Annotated in this window: 18 protein-coding genes; 10 read left to right on the top strand and 8 right to left on the bottom strand. The window is 68.2% G+C overall.

Annotated elements, in window-relative coordinates; genetic code table 11:
* Positions 1-76 precede the first annotated feature (76 nt).
* The 3 genes from ABZ824_RS06400 (at position 77) to ABZ824_RS06410 (ending at position 4,682) form a co-directional block, all read left to right on the top strand.
* The gene (locus tag ABZ824_RS06400) at positions 77-2,389 is read left to right on the top strand and encodes an arylsulfatase (protein WP_356962001.1); all 2,313 of its coding nucleotides are present in this window, start codon (positions 77-79) and stop codon (positions 2,387-2,389) included.
* Positions 2,390-2,852: 463 nt separating this feature from the next.
* Positions 2,853-3,563 carry a hypothetical protein gene (locus ABZ824_RS06405; protein ID WP_356962003.1) on the top strand — a complete coding sequence of 237 codons (711 nt, stop codon included), beginning with the start codon at positions 2,853-2,855 and terminating at the stop codon, positions 3,561-3,563.
* Between the two features lie 108 nt (positions 3,564-3,671).
* Positions 3,672-4,682 carry a DNA topoisomerase IB gene (locus tag ABZ824_RS06410; RefSeq protein ID WP_356962005.1) on the top strand — a complete coding sequence of 337 codons (1,011 nt, stop codon included), beginning with the start codon at positions 3,672-3,674 and terminating at the stop codon, positions 4,680-4,682.
* A 39-nt stretch (positions 4,683-4,721) separates the two neighbouring features.
* Here the strand turns inward: ABZ824_RS06410 and ABZ824_RS06415 are convergent, their stop codons facing one another.
* On the bottom strand, positions 4,722-5,924 hold the full coding sequence (locus ABZ824_RS06415) for an AI-2E family transporter (protein WP_356962007.1): 1,203 nt from the start codon (positions 5,922-5,924) through the stop codon (positions 4,722-4,724).
* A gap of 503 nt (positions 5,925-6,427) precedes the next feature.
* Here ABZ824_RS06415 and ABZ824_RS06420 point away from each other — a divergent pair.
* Positions 6,428-7,492 carry a DUF4185 domain-containing protein gene (locus ABZ824_RS06420; protein WP_356962009.1) on the top strand — a complete coding sequence of 355 codons (1,065 nt, stop codon included), beginning with the start codon at positions 6,428-6,430 and terminating at the stop codon, positions 7,490-7,492.
* On the opposite strand, the gene ABZ824_RS06425 is transcribed toward ABZ824_RS06420, so the two are convergent.
* The 6 genes from ABZ824_RS06425 to mftR form a co-directional block, all read right to left on the bottom strand.
* Positions 7,437-9,728 (bottom strand): SpoIIE family protein phosphatase, encoded by a 2,292-nt coding sequence (locus ABZ824_RS06425; protein WP_356962010.1) that lies wholly within the window; start codon positions 9,726-9,728, stop codon positions 7,437-7,439. The two genes, ABZ824_RS06420 and ABZ824_RS06425, sit on opposite strands and share 56 nt — an antisense overlap.
* Complete coding sequence (locus ABZ824_RS06430; RefSeq protein ID WP_355077479.1) at positions 9,725-10,360, bottom strand: SpoIIE family protein phosphatase; 636 nt, start codon at positions 10,358-10,360, stop codon at positions 9,725-9,727. The genes ABZ824_RS06425 and ABZ824_RS06430 overlap by 4 nt, the downstream gene beginning before the upstream one ends.
* On the bottom strand, positions 10,353-10,766 hold the full coding sequence (locus tag ABZ824_RS06435; RefSeq protein ID WP_051020806.1) for an ATP-binding protein: 414 nt from the start codon (positions 10,764-10,766) through the stop codon (positions 10,353-10,355). Before ABZ824_RS06435 ends, ABZ824_RS06430 begins: the two co-directional genes overlap by 8 nt.
* Positions 10,756-11,145, bottom strand: coding sequence for an STAS domain-containing protein (locus ABZ824_RS06440; RefSeq protein WP_039798459.1), 390 nt, complete (start codon positions 11,143-11,145; stop codon positions 10,756-10,758). Before ABZ824_RS06440 ends, ABZ824_RS06435 begins: the two co-directional genes overlap by 11 nt.
* Before the next feature lie 13 nt (positions 11,146-11,158).
* Positions 11,159-12,064, bottom strand: a complete 906-nt coding sequence (locus tag ABZ824_RS06445) for an STAS domain-containing protein (RefSeq protein ID WP_039798458.1) — start codon at positions 12,062-12,064, stop codon at positions 11,159-11,161.
* 138 nt (positions 12,065-12,202) lie between these two features.
* On the bottom strand, positions 12,203-12,799 hold the full coding sequence (gene mftR, locus ABZ824_RS06450) for a mycofactocin system transcriptional regulator (RefSeq protein WP_356962012.1): 597 nt from the start codon (positions 12,797-12,799) through the stop codon (positions 12,203-12,205).
* A gap of 64 nt (positions 12,800-12,863) precedes the next feature.
* Between mftR and mftE the strand changes: the two genes are divergently transcribed.
* A complete protein-coding gene (mftE, locus tag ABZ824_RS06455; RefSeq protein WP_355077482.1) occupies positions 12,864-13,565 on the top strand; it encodes a mycofactocin biosynthesis peptidyl-dipeptidase MftE in 702 nt (233 codons plus the stop codon).
* A complete protein-coding gene (mftD, locus tag ABZ824_RS06460) occupies positions 13,562-14,785 on the top strand; it encodes a pre-mycofactocin synthase MftD (RefSeq protein ID WP_356962014.1) in 1,224 nt (407 codons plus the stop codon). Before mftE ends, mftD begins: the two co-directional genes overlap by 4 nt.
* A 4-nt stretch (positions 14,786-14,789) precedes the next feature.
* On the opposite strand, the gene ABZ824_RS06465 is transcribed toward mftD, so the two are convergent.
* On the bottom strand, positions 14,790-15,260 hold the full coding sequence (locus ABZ824_RS06465; protein ID WP_355077485.1) for a MarR family winged helix-turn-helix transcriptional regulator: 471 nt from the start codon (positions 15,258-15,260) through the stop codon (positions 14,790-14,792).
* A 274-nt stretch (positions 15,261-15,534) separates the two neighbouring features.
* Between ABZ824_RS06465 and ABZ824_RS06470 the strand changes: the two genes are divergently transcribed.
* The 4 genes from ABZ824_RS06470 (at position 15,535) to ABZ824_RS06485 (ending at position 21,006) form a co-directional block, all read left to right on the top strand.
* Complete coding sequence (locus ABZ824_RS06470; protein WP_356962016.1) at positions 15,535-17,211, top strand: fumarate hydratase; 1,677 nt, start codon at positions 15,535-15,537, stop codon at positions 17,209-17,211.
* 137 nt (positions 17,212-17,348) lie between these two features.
* Entirely contained in the window at positions 17,349-17,813 is a 465-nt protein-coding gene (locus tag ABZ824_RS06475) for a hypothetical protein (RefSeq protein WP_356962017.1), read from the top strand.
* A 731-nt stretch (positions 17,814-18,544) separates the two neighbouring features.
* Positions 18,545-20,320 carry an ABC transporter ATP-binding protein gene (locus ABZ824_RS06480; RefSeq protein WP_356962019.1) on the top strand — a complete coding sequence of 592 codons (1,776 nt, stop codon included), beginning with the start codon at positions 18,545-18,547 and terminating at the stop codon, positions 20,318-20,320.
* 266 nt (positions 20,321-20,586) lie between these two features.
* Positions 20,587-21,006 (top strand): M15 family metallopeptidase, encoded by a 420-nt coding sequence (locus tag ABZ824_RS06485; protein ID WP_355077684.1) that lies wholly within the window; start codon positions 20,587-20,589, stop codon positions 21,004-21,006.
* Positions 21,007-21,130 lie beyond the last annotated feature (124 nt).

The raw sequence follows: 21,130 nt of genomic DNA on the forward strand, positions 1-21,130 counted from the left end.
GACCACCGGGTCATCCGTTCGGCGCACGATGCGCGAAAGAATGGTGACCCGGGCGAAGGTGGCTTTGACTGCACGAATGCCTGTTCCACCCCATGCTCGCGGCTATGACGACTTCGGCGGCTCCGTCGGCCGCACCACGGCCGATTCGACACCGGAGTGGAGCTATCCGCCCACCGCTCCCGAGGGCGCTCCGAACATCGTCGTGGTGCTGATCGACGACATGGGGTATAGCGACATCGGCCCGTTCGGCTCCGAGATCGAGACGCCGACGCTGGACCGCCTGGCCGCCGACGGTCTCCGGCTGACCAACTACCACACCACTCCGCTGTGCTCGCCGTCGCGCGCGTCGCTGTTGACCGGCATCAACGCCCACCGCGCCGGCTTCGGCTTCGTCGCCAACGCCGATCCCGGATATCCGGGGCTGCGCCTGGAACTGGCGGACGACGTGCTGACACTGCCGGAGATCCTGCGCGGCAACGGTTACGCCACCTATGCCGTCGGCAAATGGCACCTGGTGCGCGACGCCACGATGAACCCGGCCGCGCACCGGGATTCCTGGCCGACCCAGCGCGGCTTCGACCGCTACTACGGCTCGCTCGAGGGCCTCAACTCCTTCTACTACCCGAACCAGCTGGTGTCGGACTCTTCGGTCGTCGACATCGAGGAGTACCCGGAGGGGTACTACCTCACCGACGATCTGACCGACAAGGCCATCGCCTACCTCAAGGATCTGCGCGCGCACGACGCCACCAAGCCGTTCTTCTTGTACTTCGCGCACGTCGCCATGCACGGTCCGTTGCAGGCCAAGCCCGCGGACCTGGCCAAATACCGCGGCCGCTACGCGAAGGGGTGGGACGATCTGCGCAGGAGCCGGTTCGCCGCCCAACTCGCCCAGGGCCTCTTTCCCGCGGGCACGCAGCAGAAGCCCCGCAACACCGAGCCGGGTTACGAAGCGGCGGAGTGGGATTCGCTGACTCCCGCGCAGCAGCGGCGATTCGCGCGGTACATGGAGGTGTACGCGGGCATGGTCGACAGCATCGACCAGAGCCTGGGGCGCCTCGTCGACACGCTCGAACAACTCGGCGAGCTCGACAACACCATCGTGGTGTTCACCTCGGACAACGGCGGCACCGCCGAGGGCGGGCCGGAAGGCACCCGCACCTACTTCGCGGAGTTCGCCCACATCACCGATCCGGACTGGATCGGCGACGTCCCGCACGACGAGGACCTGATCGGCACCGCGAAGCTGGGTGTCCACTATCCGCGCGGGTGGGGCCAGGCGTCCAATACGCCGTTCCGCTTCTACAAGGGCCAGACCTTCGCGGGCGGCGTACGCGTGCCGTTCGTGATCTCCTGGCCCAAGGGGCTGCCGCGCGGCGCGGGCGACAACGGCATCCGGCACGAGTACACCTACGTCACCGATCTCGCGCCGACCTTGCTGGAACTGGCCGGATTGCGGCGGCCGGGCGTACGCAACGGGCTGCCCGCCAAGGAGTTCGACGGCGTCTCGGCCGTGCGGACGCTGCGTGACCCCCATGCGGTGTCCGAGCACACCGAGCAGTACTCGGAGATGGTCGGCAATCGCGGCTTCTATCGCGACGGATGGAAACTGCTGTCGCTGTACGAGCCCGGGACCGATATCGATGAGCCGAGATGGCAGCTGTTCGACGTTCGCGCCGATCCGACGGAGCTGCACGATCTTTCCGAGCGGTTCCCGGAGAAGGTCGCGGAACTGGCCGCCGCATGGGACGAATCCGCCTGGGCGAATACCGTGTTCCCCTTGCTCACGCGCCAGGATCTGGCACGGCGGCGGCCGGAGGAGGACCGATTCTCCGCGCCTGTCCGGCTGCTGCCGGGCACCCCGACCCTGGAGCGGTATCGCTCGCAGCGACTGATCGCCTATCGGGACTTCGTCATCGAGGCGGAACTCGCCGGGTACGCGTCCGGCGACGAAGGGGTTCTCGTCGCGCACGGCGACCCGCTGGGCGGCTATGTGCTCTACCTCGAGAACGGCCGGGTGACGTTCGGTGTCAACAGTTACGGCCGCTACGACAGCGTCACCACGCGCACCCTCGCGGAAGGAACGCGGCACATCACCGTGCACGCCACGGTGCGGCCCCGGCTGCGGTGGGATTTCGTCATCGAGCTCGATGGCGTCCAGGTCGCGCGGCTGGTGGATCGAGTCCAGCTGGTCGGTATGTCGCCGTGGACCGGGATTTCCGTCGGCGTCGACGCTCGCGGTCCTGTGGCGTGGGAACTGCGCGAACGCCGCGGCACTTTCCGCTACACCGGCGCGCTGCGAGCTGTCACCTACACGCCCGGTCCGATCCAGGTGCCGCGCCGGACCATCGAGGCGGTGGAGCGCGAGGCGGAGTTCGTCGCCGAATGAACCTTTGTGGCCGGGCGTTGGGGCACCGGTTCGATCAACTGGCAGCGGCGAGCATGTGCTCGGGGAAGGTGGGTGCATTCGGAGGGGATCGAGCGCACCCACCCTCGCGCCTCGGCGACAGCTGAGCAGCGGGCACAGCCGACGCGGGCAGCGTCGGGACTGACCGACGGAAACGAATGCGAAAACCCCCGGAAACCCCGACCCGTCACCGACCTTAACGCCGTCGGCCCGACAATGACAGAGAAACGCTTGCCTGAAACGGTTTTCAGGCGACTTCAGGCTGTCTTAAGCCTTCGCTTGCGAAGGTGATCTTCGTCTTCGAGATCACTACTCCCGCAGGAGGTTTTCCTATGAAAGTCGCTATTCGCCGCGTACTTCCCGGTCGGCGCGGGCTGCTCGCGGCGGCCGCCGTCGACGCGAACAGCGGGGCCGTGCTGGGCACGGTGCGGCAGGACTGACGGACATGGTTGTGCGCAAGATCGCCACGATATCGACGCTCGCTGTCGCGATTGCCTGCGTTCCGGCCGGAAACGTAGGCGCCGCACCACCGGAAGCCGGTGGGCAAGCCGTGAACTACACCGCGACCGCTTCCGCCGAGAGCGTGGTCGTCCGGATCGACTCCGGCTCGCTGCAGGCCGAGAACGGAGTGTTCGCGATCGCGGCGAACGACGGCACCGTGCTCGCGGGCACGCCGCTGGAATTCCGGGTCGACGACTTCGTTTTCCCGATCGCGGCCGACATCGGCGGCCGGACCGCCACGCTCACACCGTTGTTCGACCTCGAGCACGCGGCGTACCGCCCGGTCGCCCTGCCGTTCGAGGACTCGGCGCGTTGGCGCACGCCGTATGAGCGGGAGGTCGCGGCATTCACCCGGCTGAAGGACACCATCGCGACGGGCGCCGCGATCGGCACCGTCGCCGGTGGCCTCGGTGGCGGCCTGGTCGGCTGCGTGCTCGGCGGCATCGCGGGAGCGACCGTCGCGGCCGCGACGATCGTCGGCATGTTCGGCCCGTTCATCCCGGCCGCCGCCGTCGGCTGTCTGGGCGGAATCCTGGCCGTGGGGGCTCTGGGCACACTCGCCGGTCAGCTCTTCGTCACCGCGCCGATCGCCGTCGCCGCTCTGGTGCAGTACTTCACCACCGTCAACCAGCCCTTCGTCCCGCCGGCCCCGTAACTCTCCCGGCTGGATCACCGAACACGTGCCGCGCCGGGTCGTCCTGCCGGGTCCCGGCGCCTCGAACTGTTTCGCCCGTCCAGGACAGGGCAGCTATGTGATGTGAGCATGCGATTGCGTCGTAGCCGACCGTACGACGGCGGACTCCGACGCGTCCGGCGTGGACGCGGGTTCGGCTATCGCACCGTGCACGGTGAACCGGTGCGGGACGACGCGACACTGGAGCGCGTCCGCGGGTTGGCGATTCCGCCGGCCTGGCGAAAGGTGTGGATCTGCGCGCAGGAGAACGGTCACATCCAAGCCGTCGGCGTCGATGCCGCGGGCCGCCGCCAGTACCTGTACCACGAGCAGTGGCGCAAGGAGCGAGACGAGGAGAAGTTCGACCGGGTCCTGGCCTTGGCGGGTCGCTTGCCGGAGGTCCGCGCGCAGGTCCGGGAGGATCTCGCCCTGCGCGGCTCGGCCCGGCGGCGGGTGGAAGCGGTGGCCATCGATCTGGTGGATCGCGGAGTGTTCCGGGTCGGGGGCGAGGAGTACGCCGAGGAGCACGGCACCAGGGGAGTCGCGACATTGCTGCGCGAGCAGGTCCGGGTGTCGGGGGAGCAGATGCTCTTCGACTATCGCGCCAAGGGCGGTATCCGGCGACGAGTGAGCGTCCGAGACCCATTGCTGGCCAAAGCCGTTCGATCACTGCAGCGCGGCAGGACGGGATCCGATCGGCTCTTGGTGTACCGGGACGGCGACCGCTACGGCGAACTGCGCGCCGACGACATCAACGCGCGCTTCCAAGAACTCGCCGCCTGCGAGTGCAGCGTCAAAGACCTGCGCACCTGGCAGGCGACCGTCCTGGCCGCGGCCGCGCTCGGTTCGATCGAACGGCCGTCGAACCTCCGTGCGCGCAAGCGTGCGGTCCGGGAGGTCATGGACGAGGTCGCAGCCGCACTCGGCAATACCCCGGCCGTCGCCCAGGCGTCCTATGTCGATCCACGGGTGGTGACCGCCTTCGAGAACGGTACGACTGTCGCCGCGGCGCTGCGGCGCGCGAAGCGGGCCGGATCCGCCGACGCGGAGCGGGCGGTCATCGACAGCGCCGTCATCCGCATGCTGCGCCGGACACGGTGATACCGAGGTACCGGGAATGTGGCCGCCACCCGGTCTCGCTCATCGCTCGTCGAGTGAGGGCAGGACGGTCTCGCGCATGATCAACAGGACGGCCGCGGCGACGGGGATGGCCAGCAACGCCCCGATGATCCCGAGCAACGCGCCACCGAGCAGCACCGCCACCACGGTCACGAGCGCGGGTACGTGCACCGCGCGGCCGATGATGCGTGGCACCAGAACGTAGTCCTCGAACAGGCGCAACGCGATGAAGAACGCGACGGTCGCCACCGCGACCGGCAGGGAGACGGTCAACGCGACCAGCGCGACGATCACCCCGGCGAGCGTCGAACCGACGATCGGGATCAGGTCGAGCACAGCTACCAGCACCGCCAGCAGCAGTGGGTACGGCACGTCGAAGATGAGCAGCCAGATGCCGGTCAGGACGGCGGTGATCAGCGAGATGACCAGGTTGCCCAGGATGTAGCCGCCGACCTTGGCGAAGATCTCGTCGCCGATCAGAATGGCGCGGGAGCGGCGCGAGTGGGGGAAGAGCCGGTAGACCGAAGCGCGCACGCGGGTGAAGTTCGCCATGAAGTAGGCGGTCAGCACCGCGATGACGACCGTGCTGCTGACGATCGAGAACACCGCGCGCCCGGCGTCCAGCACCCCGGTGGTCAAGCCGGAGGAGTCCGATTCGAGTGTTCGACGCAGCCGGTCTTGCAGGTGGAATCGCTGGTCGAGGCCGGCGATGTAGGGATAGCGGTCGGCCAGATGAGTGACGTAATCGGGCGCATTGTGCGCGAGCGCCTCACCCTGCGTGACCAGCGGTGGTATCGCCGCGGCGAGGAATCCGGCGAACAGGCCGAGCCCGACCAGGTAGACGGTCGTCACCGCGGCCCAGCGCGGGAACCGGGGCCGTACCAGCCGGGACACCAACGGCTCCATCCCGACGGCCAGGAACAACGCCACCACGATCAGGATCAGCGTCTGGCCCGCCGCGAGCACGGTGCGAATGGCGGCGTAGGTCACCGCGACACCGGCGGCTCCGGTCATCCCGATCATGAACGGCGAGCGCCGATCGAAGGGACGCCCGGGTCGGCCCAGGGGGAACTCCGCACTGCGCGCACGGGCGGCTTCGGCCTCGGCGGCGACGATCGGACCGGATTCGTCGGTGCCGTGGGGTTGTGCGATGTCGCCGCTGTGTCCGCTGTCCGCGGCATCGGGGGCGGGATGTTCTTCGTCGGGGGTGTCTCTTTCGGACATACCTTCCGTCCGATCCGTGGGTGTGCTGGCCCGGTATGGCAGTGCGCGATTTACCCGCTGTGCGGCCGCCCAAACACGGCGTCCGGAGCGGTGATGGCCGGTCTACGCGCCGAGGGTGTCGCACCGGCGCGGAATCGCACCGCGGCGAAGGCACGTCCGCACGTCATCGGGGGTCCGCGGCCCGATGGAATCGACACCGTCGGATCGTTCGATCGGCACCGGCTGATCCCGCGCGTTCCCAGCCGTGGGCGAACACCGTGCACATCCGAAGCGGCACCCGAAAAGCGGCCTAAGCCACCGCTATAGGGCGGCCTGTCACCGCATCGAGCTGCCGGAATACAAGCTGCACAGTCGGTTTCCGCATTCTCGCGTGCCCTCGTCCGCCCGAATCAGCAACGTCGCAGCCATCGGCAGCCGATACTGGTGTACAGCCCGTGCACACTCGCGGTGATCCCTACGAGCCGATCCATCAGCGACGCTCCGAGAACCGACAGGATCCGGCGATGCCCAAGATCGCAAACCTGAACCCGCTGCCGATGGCCGACATCGGAGGCTCGGATCTGTTCATCCCCTTCCGCATGCCGAGCGGTGAGATCGGGTACCTGCTCGGTGACACGTTCTCCGGCGCCGAACCCGCGGTGGGAGGGCCGAATTGGCGTTCCCCGATGCTGTTGCGCAGCGGCACCCACGACATGTCCGCACCGATCGAATTCCGATCGGCGGCGCGGGATGCCCGGCAACTCTGGGACTACCCGCACGACAATCCCCAGTACTCCACGGTTCTGCCCTGCGACGCCATCACCATCGGCAGCCGGATCTATCTGTGGGTGATGGTCACCCAGGGATTGGCGAACGAGCGGTGGTGCGAGATCCGGTATTCCGACGACAACGGCGAGAGCTGGACCGATACCGCCGTGCGGTGGTCGACCAGCGCCTACGGCGGCAAACGCACGATGATCTCGTGGGAACGCGGTGGCGACGGCTACGTCTACGTCATCTCCACCGGCGGACTGGCCAGGAACAAGAACATGCTGCTGTGGCGAGTACGCGAGAGCCATGCCGCGCTCATCGACCCGGCGGCCTGGCAAGGATGGGGCTGGAACGGACAGGATTGGGGCTGGGGCCGGGATCCGGGCGGCGATCCGCGTTTCGGCATCCTGGCCGACGACACGAAACTAGGCGAGATCGGACTGCGGCGGATCCAAGGGAATTGGGTGATGTCGGGATTCGACGCCGGGGCCTACGGTGCCTTCGTCAAGGTGGCCAGGAGGATCACCGACAACTGGCGCACAGCCTGGACCTACCGCCCGGTGAAGGGATCTTTCTGGGCGCCGGGCGGTCCCGATATCGTGCCGCGCCTCTATGGTTGTTATGTCCACCCGGACAGCAGGTTCGACGGCGCGTTCTGCATGATCGTCAGCGAATGGGCGGAATCCGGTAACCCGTATCGGGGCATGCAATACCGGATCTACGGAGTTCGGCCCGCCGCTGCGCTCAGCGCAAGGCGGGTCCTCAGCCGGGAACGCGCCGGTTCGTCCCGCGCAACGGATTGGCCACCGGGAAGGTGATCGCGGGCAGCGTCACCGACATCCGCACGGTCGTCCCCGATTCCGAGTGGTCGATGTCGAGTTCCTCGGTCAGGGCGCGCATCATGTCGATACCGCGGCCGCGATACCCGGGATCGGATGCCCGTGGCTTCCAGCCGCCCGCGTCGGCGACCACGATGACGACGGTGTCGATGTCGCAGGTGGCCGACATCCGCACCCGGCCGGTGGCGTCGTTGCGGTAGGCGTGCTCGATGCTGTTGCTACACGCCTCGTTGGCCGCCGCGACCAGGTCGGCGGCCAGGTCGTGCGGCACCGCCGCGGCGGCCAGCCAGCCCTTCAGCGTGCGCCGCAGGGCCGCGAGCTCGTCCGCGCGCGCGGGCACGTCCAGCCGCAGCGGCGCGGGCGGCTGGCGGTAGACCACCATGGCGACGTCGTCGTCGTACCCCGCGGACGGCCGCAGGCGCGACAGCACCGCGTCGGCCACTTCGCGCGGCAGCCGTCCCGAGGTGTCGGCGAGGACCGCAGCGATCTTGGCGAACCCCTCGTCGATGTCGACGCCGCGCTGTTCGACCAAACCGTCGGTGAACAGCACCAGGGTCGAACCGGGTGTGAGCGCCGTGGTGGCCTCCGGCCTGCGCGGCGGATCGAAGGTCGCCAGCGGCACCGAGCGCCCGCCTTCCAGCAGCCTGCCGGTCCTGGCGACGTCCGCGAGGATCGGTGGCATGTGACCGGCGCTGCTGTAGCGGACCAGACCGCGCACCGGGTCCAGCACGGCGGCGCAGACGGTGGTGCACATGGCGCCGGGGATGCGCGCGGCGACGGTGTCGAGTTCGGCGAGCAGCTGCGCAGGTCCCGCGCCGCGCAGCAGCAGCGCACGGGCGGCGGTTCGCAACTGTCCCATCACGACCGCGGCGGACAAGCCACGACCCACGCAGTCGCCGACCACGACGCCGATGGTGCCGTCGCGCAGCGGCACCACGTCGTACCAGTCGCCGCCGATCTCCAGCGGCGGCAGCGCCGGCTCGTAGTGCACCGAGAAACGCGGCGGCAGATCGATCGGGCCGAGCATGGCGCGCTGGAGGGTCAGCGAGGTGGCGCGGGCCTGGTCGAAGTTGCGCGCCCGCTGCACGGCGAGACTGAGATGACCGATCAACAAGGAGAACAGCGTCCAGTCCGCGGCACTGATCGCCCGGGGTGCGGCGAAGCGCAACCACACCGCCGCGTCGCCGGTCTCGCCGAGCGGAGCGACGATGCCCTCGGAGCTCTCGGCTCCATCCGGAATGGCCAGCAGGCTGCGTGGCGGCCTGCGTCTGGCCCGCTCCAGCAGGGCGCGCGACCCGTCGTCGAGGGACGCGGCGCCGTCGTGCGAAGTGCGGTCGGCGCCTGTGCCGGAGACGTACACCTCCGGCACGGCGTTGCGGCTGGGCCACACCGCCACCACCGCCGTTTCCGCGCCCACGGTACGGCGCAGCTCGTCGAGCCCGACGGCGAGCACTTCGACCACACTGGTGGCCGCGCCGACAGCCGTGGCGAGCCGGGACGCGGCCTGGTCGCGCGCCTGCGCGTCGTGTTCGGCGGTGATGTCGCGGAGCGTGCCGACGAAGATCCGCTCGTTGTCCTCCGGCTTGATCAGGGCGCTGGTGCTCACCGCGAGCCATACATTGCGCCCGTCGCGGTGCCGGATCGGGATGACGAAGCGCTGTGCCTCGGTACCGAGGTCGGGATAGCGCGGACCGTCCGGGCTCGACCACGGATGCGGCAGCGGATAGGGGATGCCCGCGGCGCCGTAGCCGGTCAAGGCGCCGAAGGCGGTGTTGACCTCGATGATGGTGCCCTGCGCGTCGGCGACGAAGAAGCCGTCCTGCAGCGATTCCACCAGCGCCGTGCGGAACGCGTCGCGTCCGGCGAGATCGTCGGCGCGGGTGCGCTGCTGCTCGTAGCGGCGGGTGCCGTCCAGATAGCCGCGGGTCGCGATGTCCAGCGGAACCAGGGTCTGCAACAGGAATTCCAGCGCGGTTTCCGGTAGGCGTGCCGCGAGTTCGCCGCCCTCGGTGGCCGCGTCCTTCTGCCGCTGTTCCTCCGCTTCCTGGACCACGCGGAAGTGGTTCTCCGTGAGGTCGAGCAGGCTGATGCCTTCGACCAGGGCCCGCCTGCCCAGCTCGTAGCCCTCGGCGAGACCGGCCTGGGTCGGCGAATCCATGTGCCGCCGTAGCGCATCGCCATAGTCGTCCAGGAAGTCGGCCAGCAGGGCGCTCATTTGGCCGTCCCTCCCGCACCGCGGTGCCGCGCCGCGAGCACCAGCGCGTCGTCGGTGTCCTTGGCGTGCCGGGCGAGCATGTCGGCGGTGATGTCGGCGGTGGACTTGGAAAGGTCGATGGCCGAGGCGGATTCGGTGACGATACCGTCGGTGGACATCAACAGCAGGTCACCGGGACGGACCGCGACCGACTGCGGCTGGAGGTTGGCCGGAAGGCGATAGCCGACGATGCCCGCGGTCAGCAGGACGGTGGCGTGCACCTTCAGGCTGCCCGCCGGACCCGCGGTGAGCACCTGCGATTCGACATTGCCGACGCCGAGCCAGCGCACCGTGTCGCCCTCGTCGAACAGGGCCAGCGAGATCGCCGCCCCCCGGGTGTCGGCCATCGCCCGATGGCACAACACCATCAGCACGTCCAGCGGTTCGGCGCGGTTCTCCGACAGCACCCGCGCGGCGCGATCGGCCGCGTCCGCCGCGGCGGCGCCGTGCCCGAGCCCGTCGAGGACCGCGAAGAGGACGGTGCCGCCACCGGCGTCGAGGACGACACCGCGGTCACCGGAGACCTGTTGACCCGGCAGTGCGCGTCCGGCCACCGCCCACTCGATCCGGCCGATGAACCCGTCCTCATGCACCGTTCGGTACCCACTTCCACATCTCCACCAGCGTGCCGCGACCCGGCGCGGAATCCACGGTCAGCCGGTCCATCAACCGCCGGGCGCCGGGCAGACCGAGCCCGAGCCCGCGTCCGGTGGAGTAGCCGTCCTCCAATGCTCTGGCGATGTCGATGATGCCGGGCCCCTGGTCCTCGGCCTGCACCACCAGGGCCTGACGGCCCTCCCGGTCGTCGACGAGCAGACGGATCTCGCCGCTGCCCGCGTAACTGGTGATGTTGCGGGCGATCTCGGAGATCGCCGTGGAGATCATCGTGCGGTCGGTGAGGGTGAATCCGAGTTTCGCTGCCAGTTCGCGTCCGGCTTGACGTGCGGTCACGATGTCTCCGGACACCCTGACCGCGATCACCACGTTCTCAGCGGCCACTGTCACGACCGTCTCGCTGGCGACGGGCTGGGATCTTGCGGTCCAACCAGGCGAGTCCCTCTTCCAGATCGAGGGCGGTGTGCATGTCCTCGAAGGTGAGACCGAGCTGCACCATGGCGAACGCGACTTCCGGTTGCAGACCGACGATCACCGTTTCGGCGCCGCGCAGCTGCGTCATGTGCGCGATGGTACGCAACGATCTCGCGGCGAACGAATCCATCACGTCGATCGCGGTGACATCGACGATGATGCCGTGTGCCCGGTATTTGCTGACCTGTTTCATCAGGTCGTCCTGCAGGCGCTCGGTATCGGCGTCCGTCAGCGCCGACTGCACCGACGCGATGAGATACGTCCCTTGTTTGAGAATCGGAACCGGCATGTGGCGCGCCCGATCAGCGGCCGTCGCGTTCGGTGACCCGTTCGGTCACGCGGGAAACCTCGTAGCCCAGCAGCCGTTCCGCTTCTTCGATACCGCCCTGCAGGTCGCCGACCGCGTTCATCTTCGACAGATCCAGGCCGATGGTGACCAGGGTGAGCGCGATCTCCGAGGACAACCCGGTGATGATCACGTTCGCGCCCATCAGGCCGGACGCGTCGACGGTCTGCACCAGATGGTTGGCCACGGTGGAGTCGATCTGGGGGACACCGGTGATGTCGATGACGACGACCTTCGCGCGGTTGGCCCGGATGGCGCGCAGCAACTGCTCGGTGAGCTGGCGGGCGCGCTGACTGTCCAGCACGCCGATGATGGGCAGGATCAACAGCTGTTCGCGCACCTGCAGCACCGGCGTGGACAGCTCGCGAATGGCTTCCTGCTGCTGCCGGATGACGCGCTCGCGCTCCTGGACGAAGGACACGGTCACGGTGTTGGCGATGCGGTTGGCGGCCGGTTCGTAGGCGTCGAGCACCTTGTTGAGGAGTTCGAAGTCCGACTGGTACTTCTCGAAAAGGCTGCGTGCGAGCACGTCGCGCAGCAGAAGCACGATGCCGATGACCTCGTCGGTCTCGACGCCTCTCGGGATGATGCGTTCGGACAGGTCCCGCGCGTACGCCTGCAGCGCTTCGACGCTACCGGTCTCGAGCACGTCGACGTAGCCGTCGTAGATCGAGGTCGCCTCGGAGAAGATCTCCTCCGGGGTCATGGCGGTGAGCAGTTGGGCGTCGGCGATGCGGCGGGCCCACTCTTCGCGCAGCGCGGTGCGGTTCTGGCGCAGGTGCTCGACGAGTTGCGGGAGCAATTGATCGATCGGTCCCGCGGTCAGGGAATCCGCCGAAAGGCTCATGGACACCTCGGACATGGACTCCTGCCCCTTTCGACGGTTCAGTCGGGATCTCTGTGCATTCGGCGCGTGCCGATTCCGAGCCTAGTCATACCCCACCCGAGTCGCCGACGAAACCTGCCGGTTGTTCGCCTGATGTTCGAGTGCGGGAGTGCCTCACGGCACCGTAGCGAATCCGCGTTCCAGCGCTGCGAGCGCCTCGTCCAAATACACCGTGAGGTCCGCGTCCGCGCGGGTCAGCCAGGCGTCGAACGCGGCGCGCGCCGCCGCCAGCGTGGTCCGGCCGACGGCGAGCGGGATGAGCCCGTCCTCGGGTTCGCCGAGCCGGCTCGCAGCGAACGCGCTCACGGCGCGCTCCCAGGCGTCGTAGTGCGCGCCCGCGGTGGCGGCCAGCGCGGGGATGTTCGCGACCAACTGCATCCGGGTGCGCAGTTCCGGAACGTCCTCGGCGCGATAGTTGTTGGCTTCGACCACGACTCGGCGCACCGCGGTCATCATCGGAACGTCGTCAGGCACCGTCGCGAACGCGGCGCGCAGTGCGGCGACCTCATCATCGAACTGCGACCAGAGCACCTCCGCCTTGGTGGGGAAGTACCGGAAGAAAGTGCGTCCGCTGATGCCGGCGGCGACGGCGATCTGCTCGACGGTGGTCTCGTCGAAGCCCTGTTCGCTGAACAGTCGCATCGCGATCAGTTCGAGTTCGCGTTTGGTGGTGCCGCGTGGGCGGCCGCGCCTGGCCCGGTTCTCCAGCATTGTTCGATTGTGCTCGGCCGCCACGGCCCTTGATTTTGTCAGTGACTGACGATAATCTCGCCGCATGTTGGCGGATCTCACCTGGCCCGAGGCGGGCGTGCGCGCCACCGCGGGTGCGATCCTTGCCGTCGCGGTCGGCGCGACCGAGCAACACGGCCCGCATCTGCCGCTGTCCACCGACACCGACATCGCCGCGGCATTGTGCGCCCGGCTGGCCGCGGCGCGCGCGGACGTGCTCGCCGCACCGGCGATCCCGTACGGCGCAAGCGGCGAGCACGCGGGCTTTCCCGGCACGCTGTCGATCGGGCAGGCGGCGCTGGAACTGCTGGTGGTCGAGCTGTGCCGCTCGGCGACCGAAACCTTCGAGCGGATCCTGCTGGTCAACTGGCACGGCGGCAACATCGAACCGCTGCGCCGGGCCGAGGATCTGCTGCGCGCCGAATCGCGTGACGTGCGCGTGTACCTGCCGCGCTTCGACGGCGACCCGCACGCGGGCCGGTCGGAGACGGCGCTGCAACTGGCCCTCGCGCCCGAGCGAGTGCACGCCGACCGCGCCGCGGCCGGGGACACCCGCCCGCTGGCCGAACTGCTGCCGCTGCTGCGTAGCGGCGGAGTGCGCGCGGTCAGCGCCAACGGCGTGCTCGGCGACCCGGCGGGCGCGACCGCCGCCGAGGGCGCGGCACTGCTCGATCACCTGAGCACCGACCTGCTCGACCGAACCCGGCACTGGTGGCCGGAGAACTCCCCGGAAAGGACCGCAACATGAACCCGTGGTTCGAGACCGTCGCCGAAGCACAGCGGCGGGCGAAGAAGCGCCTGCCGAAATCGGTGTACGGCGCGTTGATCGCAGGCTCCGAGCGCGGCCAGACCATCGAGGACAATCAGCGGGCGTTCACCGAACTGGGTTTCGCGCCGCACGTGGCCGGGCCGATCGGCGCGCGCGACCAGTCCACGAACGTACTGGGGCAACAGCTTTCGATGCCGGTGCTGATCTCGCCGACCGGTGTGCAGGCGGTGCATCCCGACGGTGAGGTCGCCGTCGCCAGGGCGGCCGCGGCGCGCGGCATCGCCATGGGCCTGAGTTCGTTCGCCAGCAAGCCGATCGAAGAAGTGATCGCGGCCAACCCGACGACCTTCTTCCAGTTGTACTGGTGTGGCGGCAAGGACGCGATCCAGCAGCGGATGGACCGGGCGAAGCGGGCCGGCGCGGTCGGGTTGATCCTGACGCTGGACTGGTCGTTCTCGCACGGGCGGGACTGGGGCAGCCCGGTCATCCCGGAGAAGCTGGACCTGCGCACGATGCTGAAGTTCGCGCCGCAGACCCTGGCGCGTCCCCGGTGGCTGGCGACCTATGCGCGGTCGGGCAGCATTCCGGATCTCACCGCGCCCAACATGGCCATCGGCGACGCGCCCGCGCCGGGTTTCTTCGGCGCCTACGGCGAATGGATGGGCACGCCCGCGCCGGACTGGGCCGACGTGCGCTGGGTCTGCGAGCAGTGGGAAGGCCCGGTGCTGCTCAAGGGCGTCATGCGGGTGGACGACGCGCTGCGTGCGGTCGACGCGGGTGTGGCGGCGATCTCGGTGTCCAACCACGGCGGCAACAATCTCGACGGCACCCCCGCCGCGATCCGCGCGCTGCCGGTGCTGGCGGACGCGGTGGGCGCGCAGATCGAGGTGCTGCTCGACGGCGGCATCCGGCGCGGCAGCGACGTGGTGAAGGCCGTGGCGCTGGGTGCGCGGGCGGTCATGATCGGGCGCGCCTATCTCTGGGGCCTGGCCGCGAACGGGCAGGCCGGCGTGGAGAACGTGCTGGACATCCTGCGCGGCGGCATCGATTCCGCGCTGCTGGGTCTGCGCAAGACGAGCGTCGGCGATCTGGACCGCTCGGACGTGGTGGTGCCCGCCGGGTTCGAGCGAGCGCTCGGGCTGCCCGAAAACCGCTCCGCGGCAAGCGGTCCGGCGGACCACGCGGCCACGCCCGCCTGAGCGGTCAGTTCTCGGCCGCCGCCCGCCGGTGGTGCGCGAGCAAGGTGTCGTAGATGTCGGCCAGGGCGGCGAGCTGCTGGCGATCGAGGATGTCGATCATGTGCCTGCGCACGCTCTGCACGTGCGCGGGCGCGGCGTCGGTGAGCACATCGGCGCCGAACGGGGTGAGCTTGGCGGCGGTGCGGCGGGCGTCGTCGGGGATCGGCTCACGGACGACCAGCTCCCGTTTCTCCATCCGGGTGATCTGGTGGGAGAGCCTGCTCTGCGACCACTCGAGCTTGGCCGCCAGATCGGCGAAGGTGAGCCGGTGGTCCGGTGACTCGGCCAGATAGGCCAGCACCGAGTATTCGACGTAGGTGAGGTTGGACTCCTTGGTGGAATCCCGCCCGACCGCCGCGGCGATGAGGTCGCGGGTGCGCACGAAACCCAGCCAGGCGCGCATCTCGACGTCATCGAGCCATTGGGGATCGGTCACGACAGCGCTCCAAACTCCGATTTGTCCCAAGATCGTTCCGTGTCGCGATGTGCGGCGCGGAACGGTCCGCGCGCGGCCGGACTCGGCCGCCCGAACGCTTTCTCAGAGATGAGAGGTAGCATCACCGGGGTTGAACGTGCAACCTTTGCTGGCCAACTGTCCGAGATAGGGTTGCCTAACCAGCAGGGGCGTGCGCGGCGGTGACTAGGCTCGCTGTGCTCGTGACCAGCCCGGCCGTTCGCGGTGTTCGGGCCCGTTCGAAGGAGTGCGACTGGTGACCGCGCCGGAGTTCCGTTATTCAGACCTGCTGCCCATCGGCGCGGACGATACCCCCTACCGGTTGCTCACGACGGAGGGCGTCAGCACGTTCGAGCACAACGGGCGCACCTTCTTGCAGGTCGCCCCGGAGGCGCTGCGGCTGCTCACCGAAACGGCGATGCACGACATCAGTCACTTCCTGCGTCCGGCGCATCTGGGCCAGTTGCGCAAGATCATCGACGACCCCGAGTCCAGCGGCAACGACCGCTTCGTCGCGCTGGATCTGCTCAAGAACGTCAACATCTCCGCGGGCGGCGTCCTGCCGATGTGCCAGGACACCGGCACCGCGATCGTGATGGGCAAGAAGTCCGAGGGCGTGCTGACCGGCGCCGACGACGCGGAATGGATCAGCAGGGGCGTGTTCGACGCCTACACCAAGTTGAATCTGCGGTACTCGCAGCTGGCGCCGATCACCATGTGGGAGGAGAAGAACACCGGTTCGAACCTGCCTGCGCAGATCGAGCTGTACTCCACCGCGGGCGATCCGGCGAACCCCGCCTACAAGTTCCTGTTCATGGCCAAGGGCGGCGGGTCGGCGAACAAGTCGTTCCTGTACCAAGAGACCAAAGCCGTCCTGAACCCCGCGCGGATGCTGGAGTTCCTCGACGAGAAGATCCGCTCGCTCGGCACCGCGGCTTGCCCGCCGTACCACCTCGCTGTCGTGATCGGCGGCACCAGCGCCGAGTTCGCTTTGAAGACGGCGAAATACGCCTCCGCGCACTACCTCGACAACCTGCCCACCGAGGGCTCGCTGTCGGCGCACGCCTTCCGTGATCTGGAACTGGAGGAAGAGGTCTTCAAGCTGACCCAGTCCTTCGGTATCGGCGCCCAGTTCGGCGGCAAGTACTTCTGCCACGACGTGCGGGTCGTGCGGCTGCCCCGGCACGGCGCCAGCTGCCCGGTCGCCATCGCGGTGTCCTGCTCGGCCGACCGGCAGGCGCTGGCCAAGATCACCGCCGAGGGTGTGTTCCTGGAGCAGCTCGAGCGCGAGCCCGCGCAGTACCTGCCCGAGCAGACCGACGCGATCCTCGGTGGCGACGTGGTGCGCGTGGACCTGAACCGGCCGATGGACGAGATCCGTGCCGAATTGTCCAAATATCCGGTGAAGACCAGGCTTTCGCTGACCGGTCCGCTGGTCGTCGCCCGGGACATCGCGCACGCCAAGATCAAGGAGCGGCTCGACGCGGGCGAGCCGATGCCGGACTATCTGCGCGACATGGCCGTCTACTACGCGGGCCCGGCCAAGACGCCGGAGGGTTACGCGTCCGGCTCGTTCGGCCCGACCACCGCGGGCCGGATGGACTCCTACGTCGACCAGTTCCAGGCGGCGGGCGGCTCGTTCGTCATGCTCGCCAAGGGCAACCGTTCCGCGCAGGTCACCAAGGCGTGCAAGGAACACGGCGGCTTCTATCTCGGTTCGATCGGCGGGCCCGCGGCGCGGCTGGCGCTGGACTGCATCAAGTCGGTCGAGGTGCTCGAATACCCCGAACTGGGCATGGAAGCCGTCTGGAAGATCGAGGTCGAGGACTTCCCGGCGTTCATCGTCGTCGACGACAAGGGCAACGACTTCTTCGCCGAAACGCAGAAGCCGATCGCGCTGCGCGTGCGTACCCGCTCCAAAGAGCGCGTCTGAGTCGTGCTCCGGGCCTGCCTCGGCAGGCCCGGACACGACGATGTCACCCCGATCACCGGGGCGGTGGTGCGGTCGCAGCGGGCACGCTTAGCGAAGAACTTCGTCGATTTCCGCACCGATGCAGGTCGAGGAGAGCTATGAGCACGTCCAGGCCAGTACCGACGGCGTTGTGTATCACCGAGTCGGCCGCCTCCCGGTTGGCCGATCGCGCTGCCCGTGAGGGAACCAGCTGTACCACACTGCTCGATCGGCTGATCCACGAAGGCGTCGACCAACTCGACCACCCCGGAATCGTCTTCCGCGGCCCGCTGCACGACCGGCGCGCCGCGCTGACGGCCGGTCCGGAGGTTTGGGAAGTCGTTGCGCGCCTGCGCGAATTGGACGGACCGCTGGAACGCCGGATCGCCGTGCTCAGCGCCAAATCGGACCTGCACGCGAGCAAGATCAGGCTGGCGCTCGCGTATGCCCGCGCGCACGGCGGCGAGATCCTGGAGCGGATCGCGCGCAACAGGGAAGCGGCGGAGTCGATTCGCCGGGCAGGTGCGCGGATGACCGCGCCGCCGTCGCGTCCGAGCGCGCTGGGCGGCCCGCCGGGAGTGTGACCGGTCCGTATCGTCTGATGCGGCCGATCTTCACATGACTGGGGAGGGAATGTGAAATTCCCGACATCTGTGGATGATTCACCCGATTCACGGGCGGCTGGCGGCGCGAGCCACGGCCGCCCGCGGTGTGTCTACGGCTCGAAATGGTTCGTCGCGCCCGGATCGCGGGGATTCGCGGAATATGTCCGTACTGATGCCTTGGTCCGGGTATGCCTGACATACCGGCCGAAAGGGACACATCGCCTCGCGAAAGTTTCTCGCGGAGGCTCGATCTCATCCCTCCGGTTGTCCGCGACAGGGCACAAATCACCCAAAAGTCGCTTATCGGCGGCCAATTCGCGATTGGTAGCAGGTTGACTGCCGTAGTGATCCACAACACATCCACAGATTGTGGACATCACTCGTTCCAGGATGGGCGAAATGTTTGCCGCAAGAGGACAATTGGTCGCATAACGGACATAGCAGATGGGCATTATCCCAAGTTGTGGAGTTTTCTGTGGAATTCGCTGACTGTTGTCCACACGTGCAGTGCGCTGCATGTGGAGTAGTGCGCCAGTTGGATGCCCCGGCTGAAGTCGATCTTGTGTCTCACAACACGCCGAGGCGGAAGCGGACGATTTGTCCGCCCACGCACCGTTCGAAGCCGGAATGACCTTGTCCGCCTACTCTGAACCGTACGACTATGGCAGTAGATCGATATCTGCTTCATCGGTCGGACACAGGGGGGTGAAGTGTCGGAATTGCGGCGCGAAGACCGAGTCCGGTACCGCGATCTGGTCGCTCTACTGCGGCGGCACGCAAGGGAAGTCGGTGCCGGTGCCGTGCTGCTGCTGGCGGGTACCGGCGCGGGCCTCGTGCAGCCTTGGGTGACCATGCGGATCATCGACGCGGTAGCCGGTCGGCACGCGATAGCCGGGCTCGTGGCATCGCTCATCGTGGTGTTCGTCGCACAGGCGCTGTTCGAGACCTGCGGCGACTTTCTCGTATCGCGCACCAGCGAACGAGTGGTATTCGATCTGCGGGCGCGTGTCGTCGAGCGCTTGCTGCGGGTGCGAATGCCGGCACTGGACCGTATGCGGATCGGGGATCTGACATCCAGACTGGGCGCCGATACCTCGGCGATGCGCGAGCACGCGGTGACGAGCGTGGTGCAGTTGGGAATATCGGTGGTCTCGGCGATCACGGCGTTGGCGGCCATGGTCTGGCTCAGTCCGTTCATGACCGTGGTGACCCTGGTCACCATCGCCACGGCAGGATTGCTGGTGGCGGCTGCTCTGGCGGGGATCAGAACCGCCTCGGAGAGCGCACAGACCGGTGTCGGAGAACTCGCCGCCGACACCGAACGAGCCCTGAGTTCACTGCGAACGGTGCGCGCCAGTTCGGCTGCGGACCGGGAAGCGGCTCGCCTCACCGCGAAGGCGGCCGAGGCGTTGCACAGCGGTGTCCGCGCCGCGCGCATGGAGGCGATCATCCGCCCGGCGAGTTCGGCGGCGGTCAATGGGTCGTTTCTCGCTCTGCTGCTGATCGGTGGTATTCGCGTGGCAGGCGACCGGATGGAAGTCGGTGAACTGGTCGGGTTCTTGCTGTACGCCACATTTCTGGCCACACCGCTCGCCGGCGCCATCTCGCTGCTGGGATCGATACAGAAAGGGATGGGTGCGTTCCAGCGCGTCGCCGAAGCGCTTCGGGTCGCCATCGAAGACGACACCGGTACCGAGGGTCCCGCCACGCTGACCGGTCTCGGGAAAGTGGTGCACGATGGGCGGCGCAGACCGGCCACGGTAGAACTCCGTACGCTCACCTTTTCCTATGAGTCGTCCCGCCGGGCGCTCGACGAAGTGTCTTTCACGGTGCCGGGTGGCGAACAAGTCGCGTTGGTCGGTCGATCCGGCAGTGGTAAAAGCACGGTGTTGTCCCTGATCGAGCGTTTCTATGAGCCCGATGGTGGCGTGATCCTCCTCGATGGTCACGACGTGTCTCGCCTCCATCTGCCTCCCTATCGGCGTCGCATCGCCTTCGTGGAGCAAGGCGCTCCGATCCTGCACGGTTCGGTGCGGGAGAACCTCACCTACGCCCATCCGCACGCCACCCAGCGGCAGGTCGAGCGCGCGGTTGAGCTCGCCGGTTTCGAGGATGTCCTCGCCCGGCTCGACGGCGGCATGAACGCGCAGGTCGGCGAGCACGGACAGTCCTTGTCGGGCGGCGAGCGGCAGCGTTTGGCGATCGCACGCGCGTTGCTGACCGAGCCCGACCTGCTTCTGCTGGACGAACCGACGTCGAACCTGGACCCGATCAGCGAGGCGGCTGTCTTGCGGACGTTGCGCGAACTGCGCGGACGTTGCACCGTTCTCGTGGCCGCCCATCGGTATTCGACGATTCGGGATGTGGACAGTGTCGTGGTGCTCGACGGCGGACGTGTGGAAGCGATCGGAACCCATGACGAACTGATGGCCTCGAGCGAGTACTACCGCGAGCTCGCGAAGGACACGATCACCGCATCCGCGTGAAGCTTCCGCACCGCCCGTGCTGCCGAGCCGGCTCCGGTGCGGCGGCGACCTGCCTCCTGCCGTGCGCCGGTCACCGCGAGTCCTGCACCGGTAGCGCGGGAGCGGGTTGCGATCGGGGCATATCCGGCATAGGTGATCGCAAGCGATAGCATCGGCGCATGGTGTTCGGGAATGCTGGGCGGAGTCGGGTGGCGGCGGGACTATCGGTGGCAGTGCTTCCGGCGCTGGTCGCGGTAGGTTTTTCGGCGGGGGAGGCGCAGGCCGACATGGCAGTCGCCATCGAGCAGCGCGAGTCGGTGGGCTCGGCGACGGGGACCGAAGGGCTCGATCCCAAGCTGGCGCTGGCCTACACCTTGGCCGAACGCGAGGCGCACGCGCAGGGGGTGCCGCTGTCCATCACGTCCGGGTACCGGACGCCCGCCGAGCAGCAGGCGCTGTGGGAGGACGGTGTGGCGACCTACGGGCCGGACAACGCGCGCCGCTGGGTCCTGCCGCCGGAGGAGTCCACCCACGTGTCCGGAGACGCCATCGATGTCGGTCCGCAGCAGGGCGCGCGGTGGCTCGAGACGAACGGCTACCGATGGGGGCTCTGCCGCTCGTTCGAGAACGAGTACTGGCATTTCGAGTTGCAGACCGCGCCGGGCACACCGTGCCCGCCCATGCTCCCCGACGCCAGCGTGCGGTGATCGGGTCGGTTCGGCAGAATACGGCCACTTCGAAAACCATTGGCGGCGCTGCGAATCGCCCCATCCCGTACGCGAGCTGACCGGCGTGGGAACCAGCCGCGCACGCTGCCTGCCGCTGCGGCGG

This window comes from Nocardia sp. NPDC047038, assembly GCF_040644075.1.
In the GTDB taxonomy this organism is placed as follows: Bacteria; Actinomycetota; Actinomycetes; order Mycobacteriales; family Mycobacteriaceae; genus Nocardia; species Nocardia sichangensis.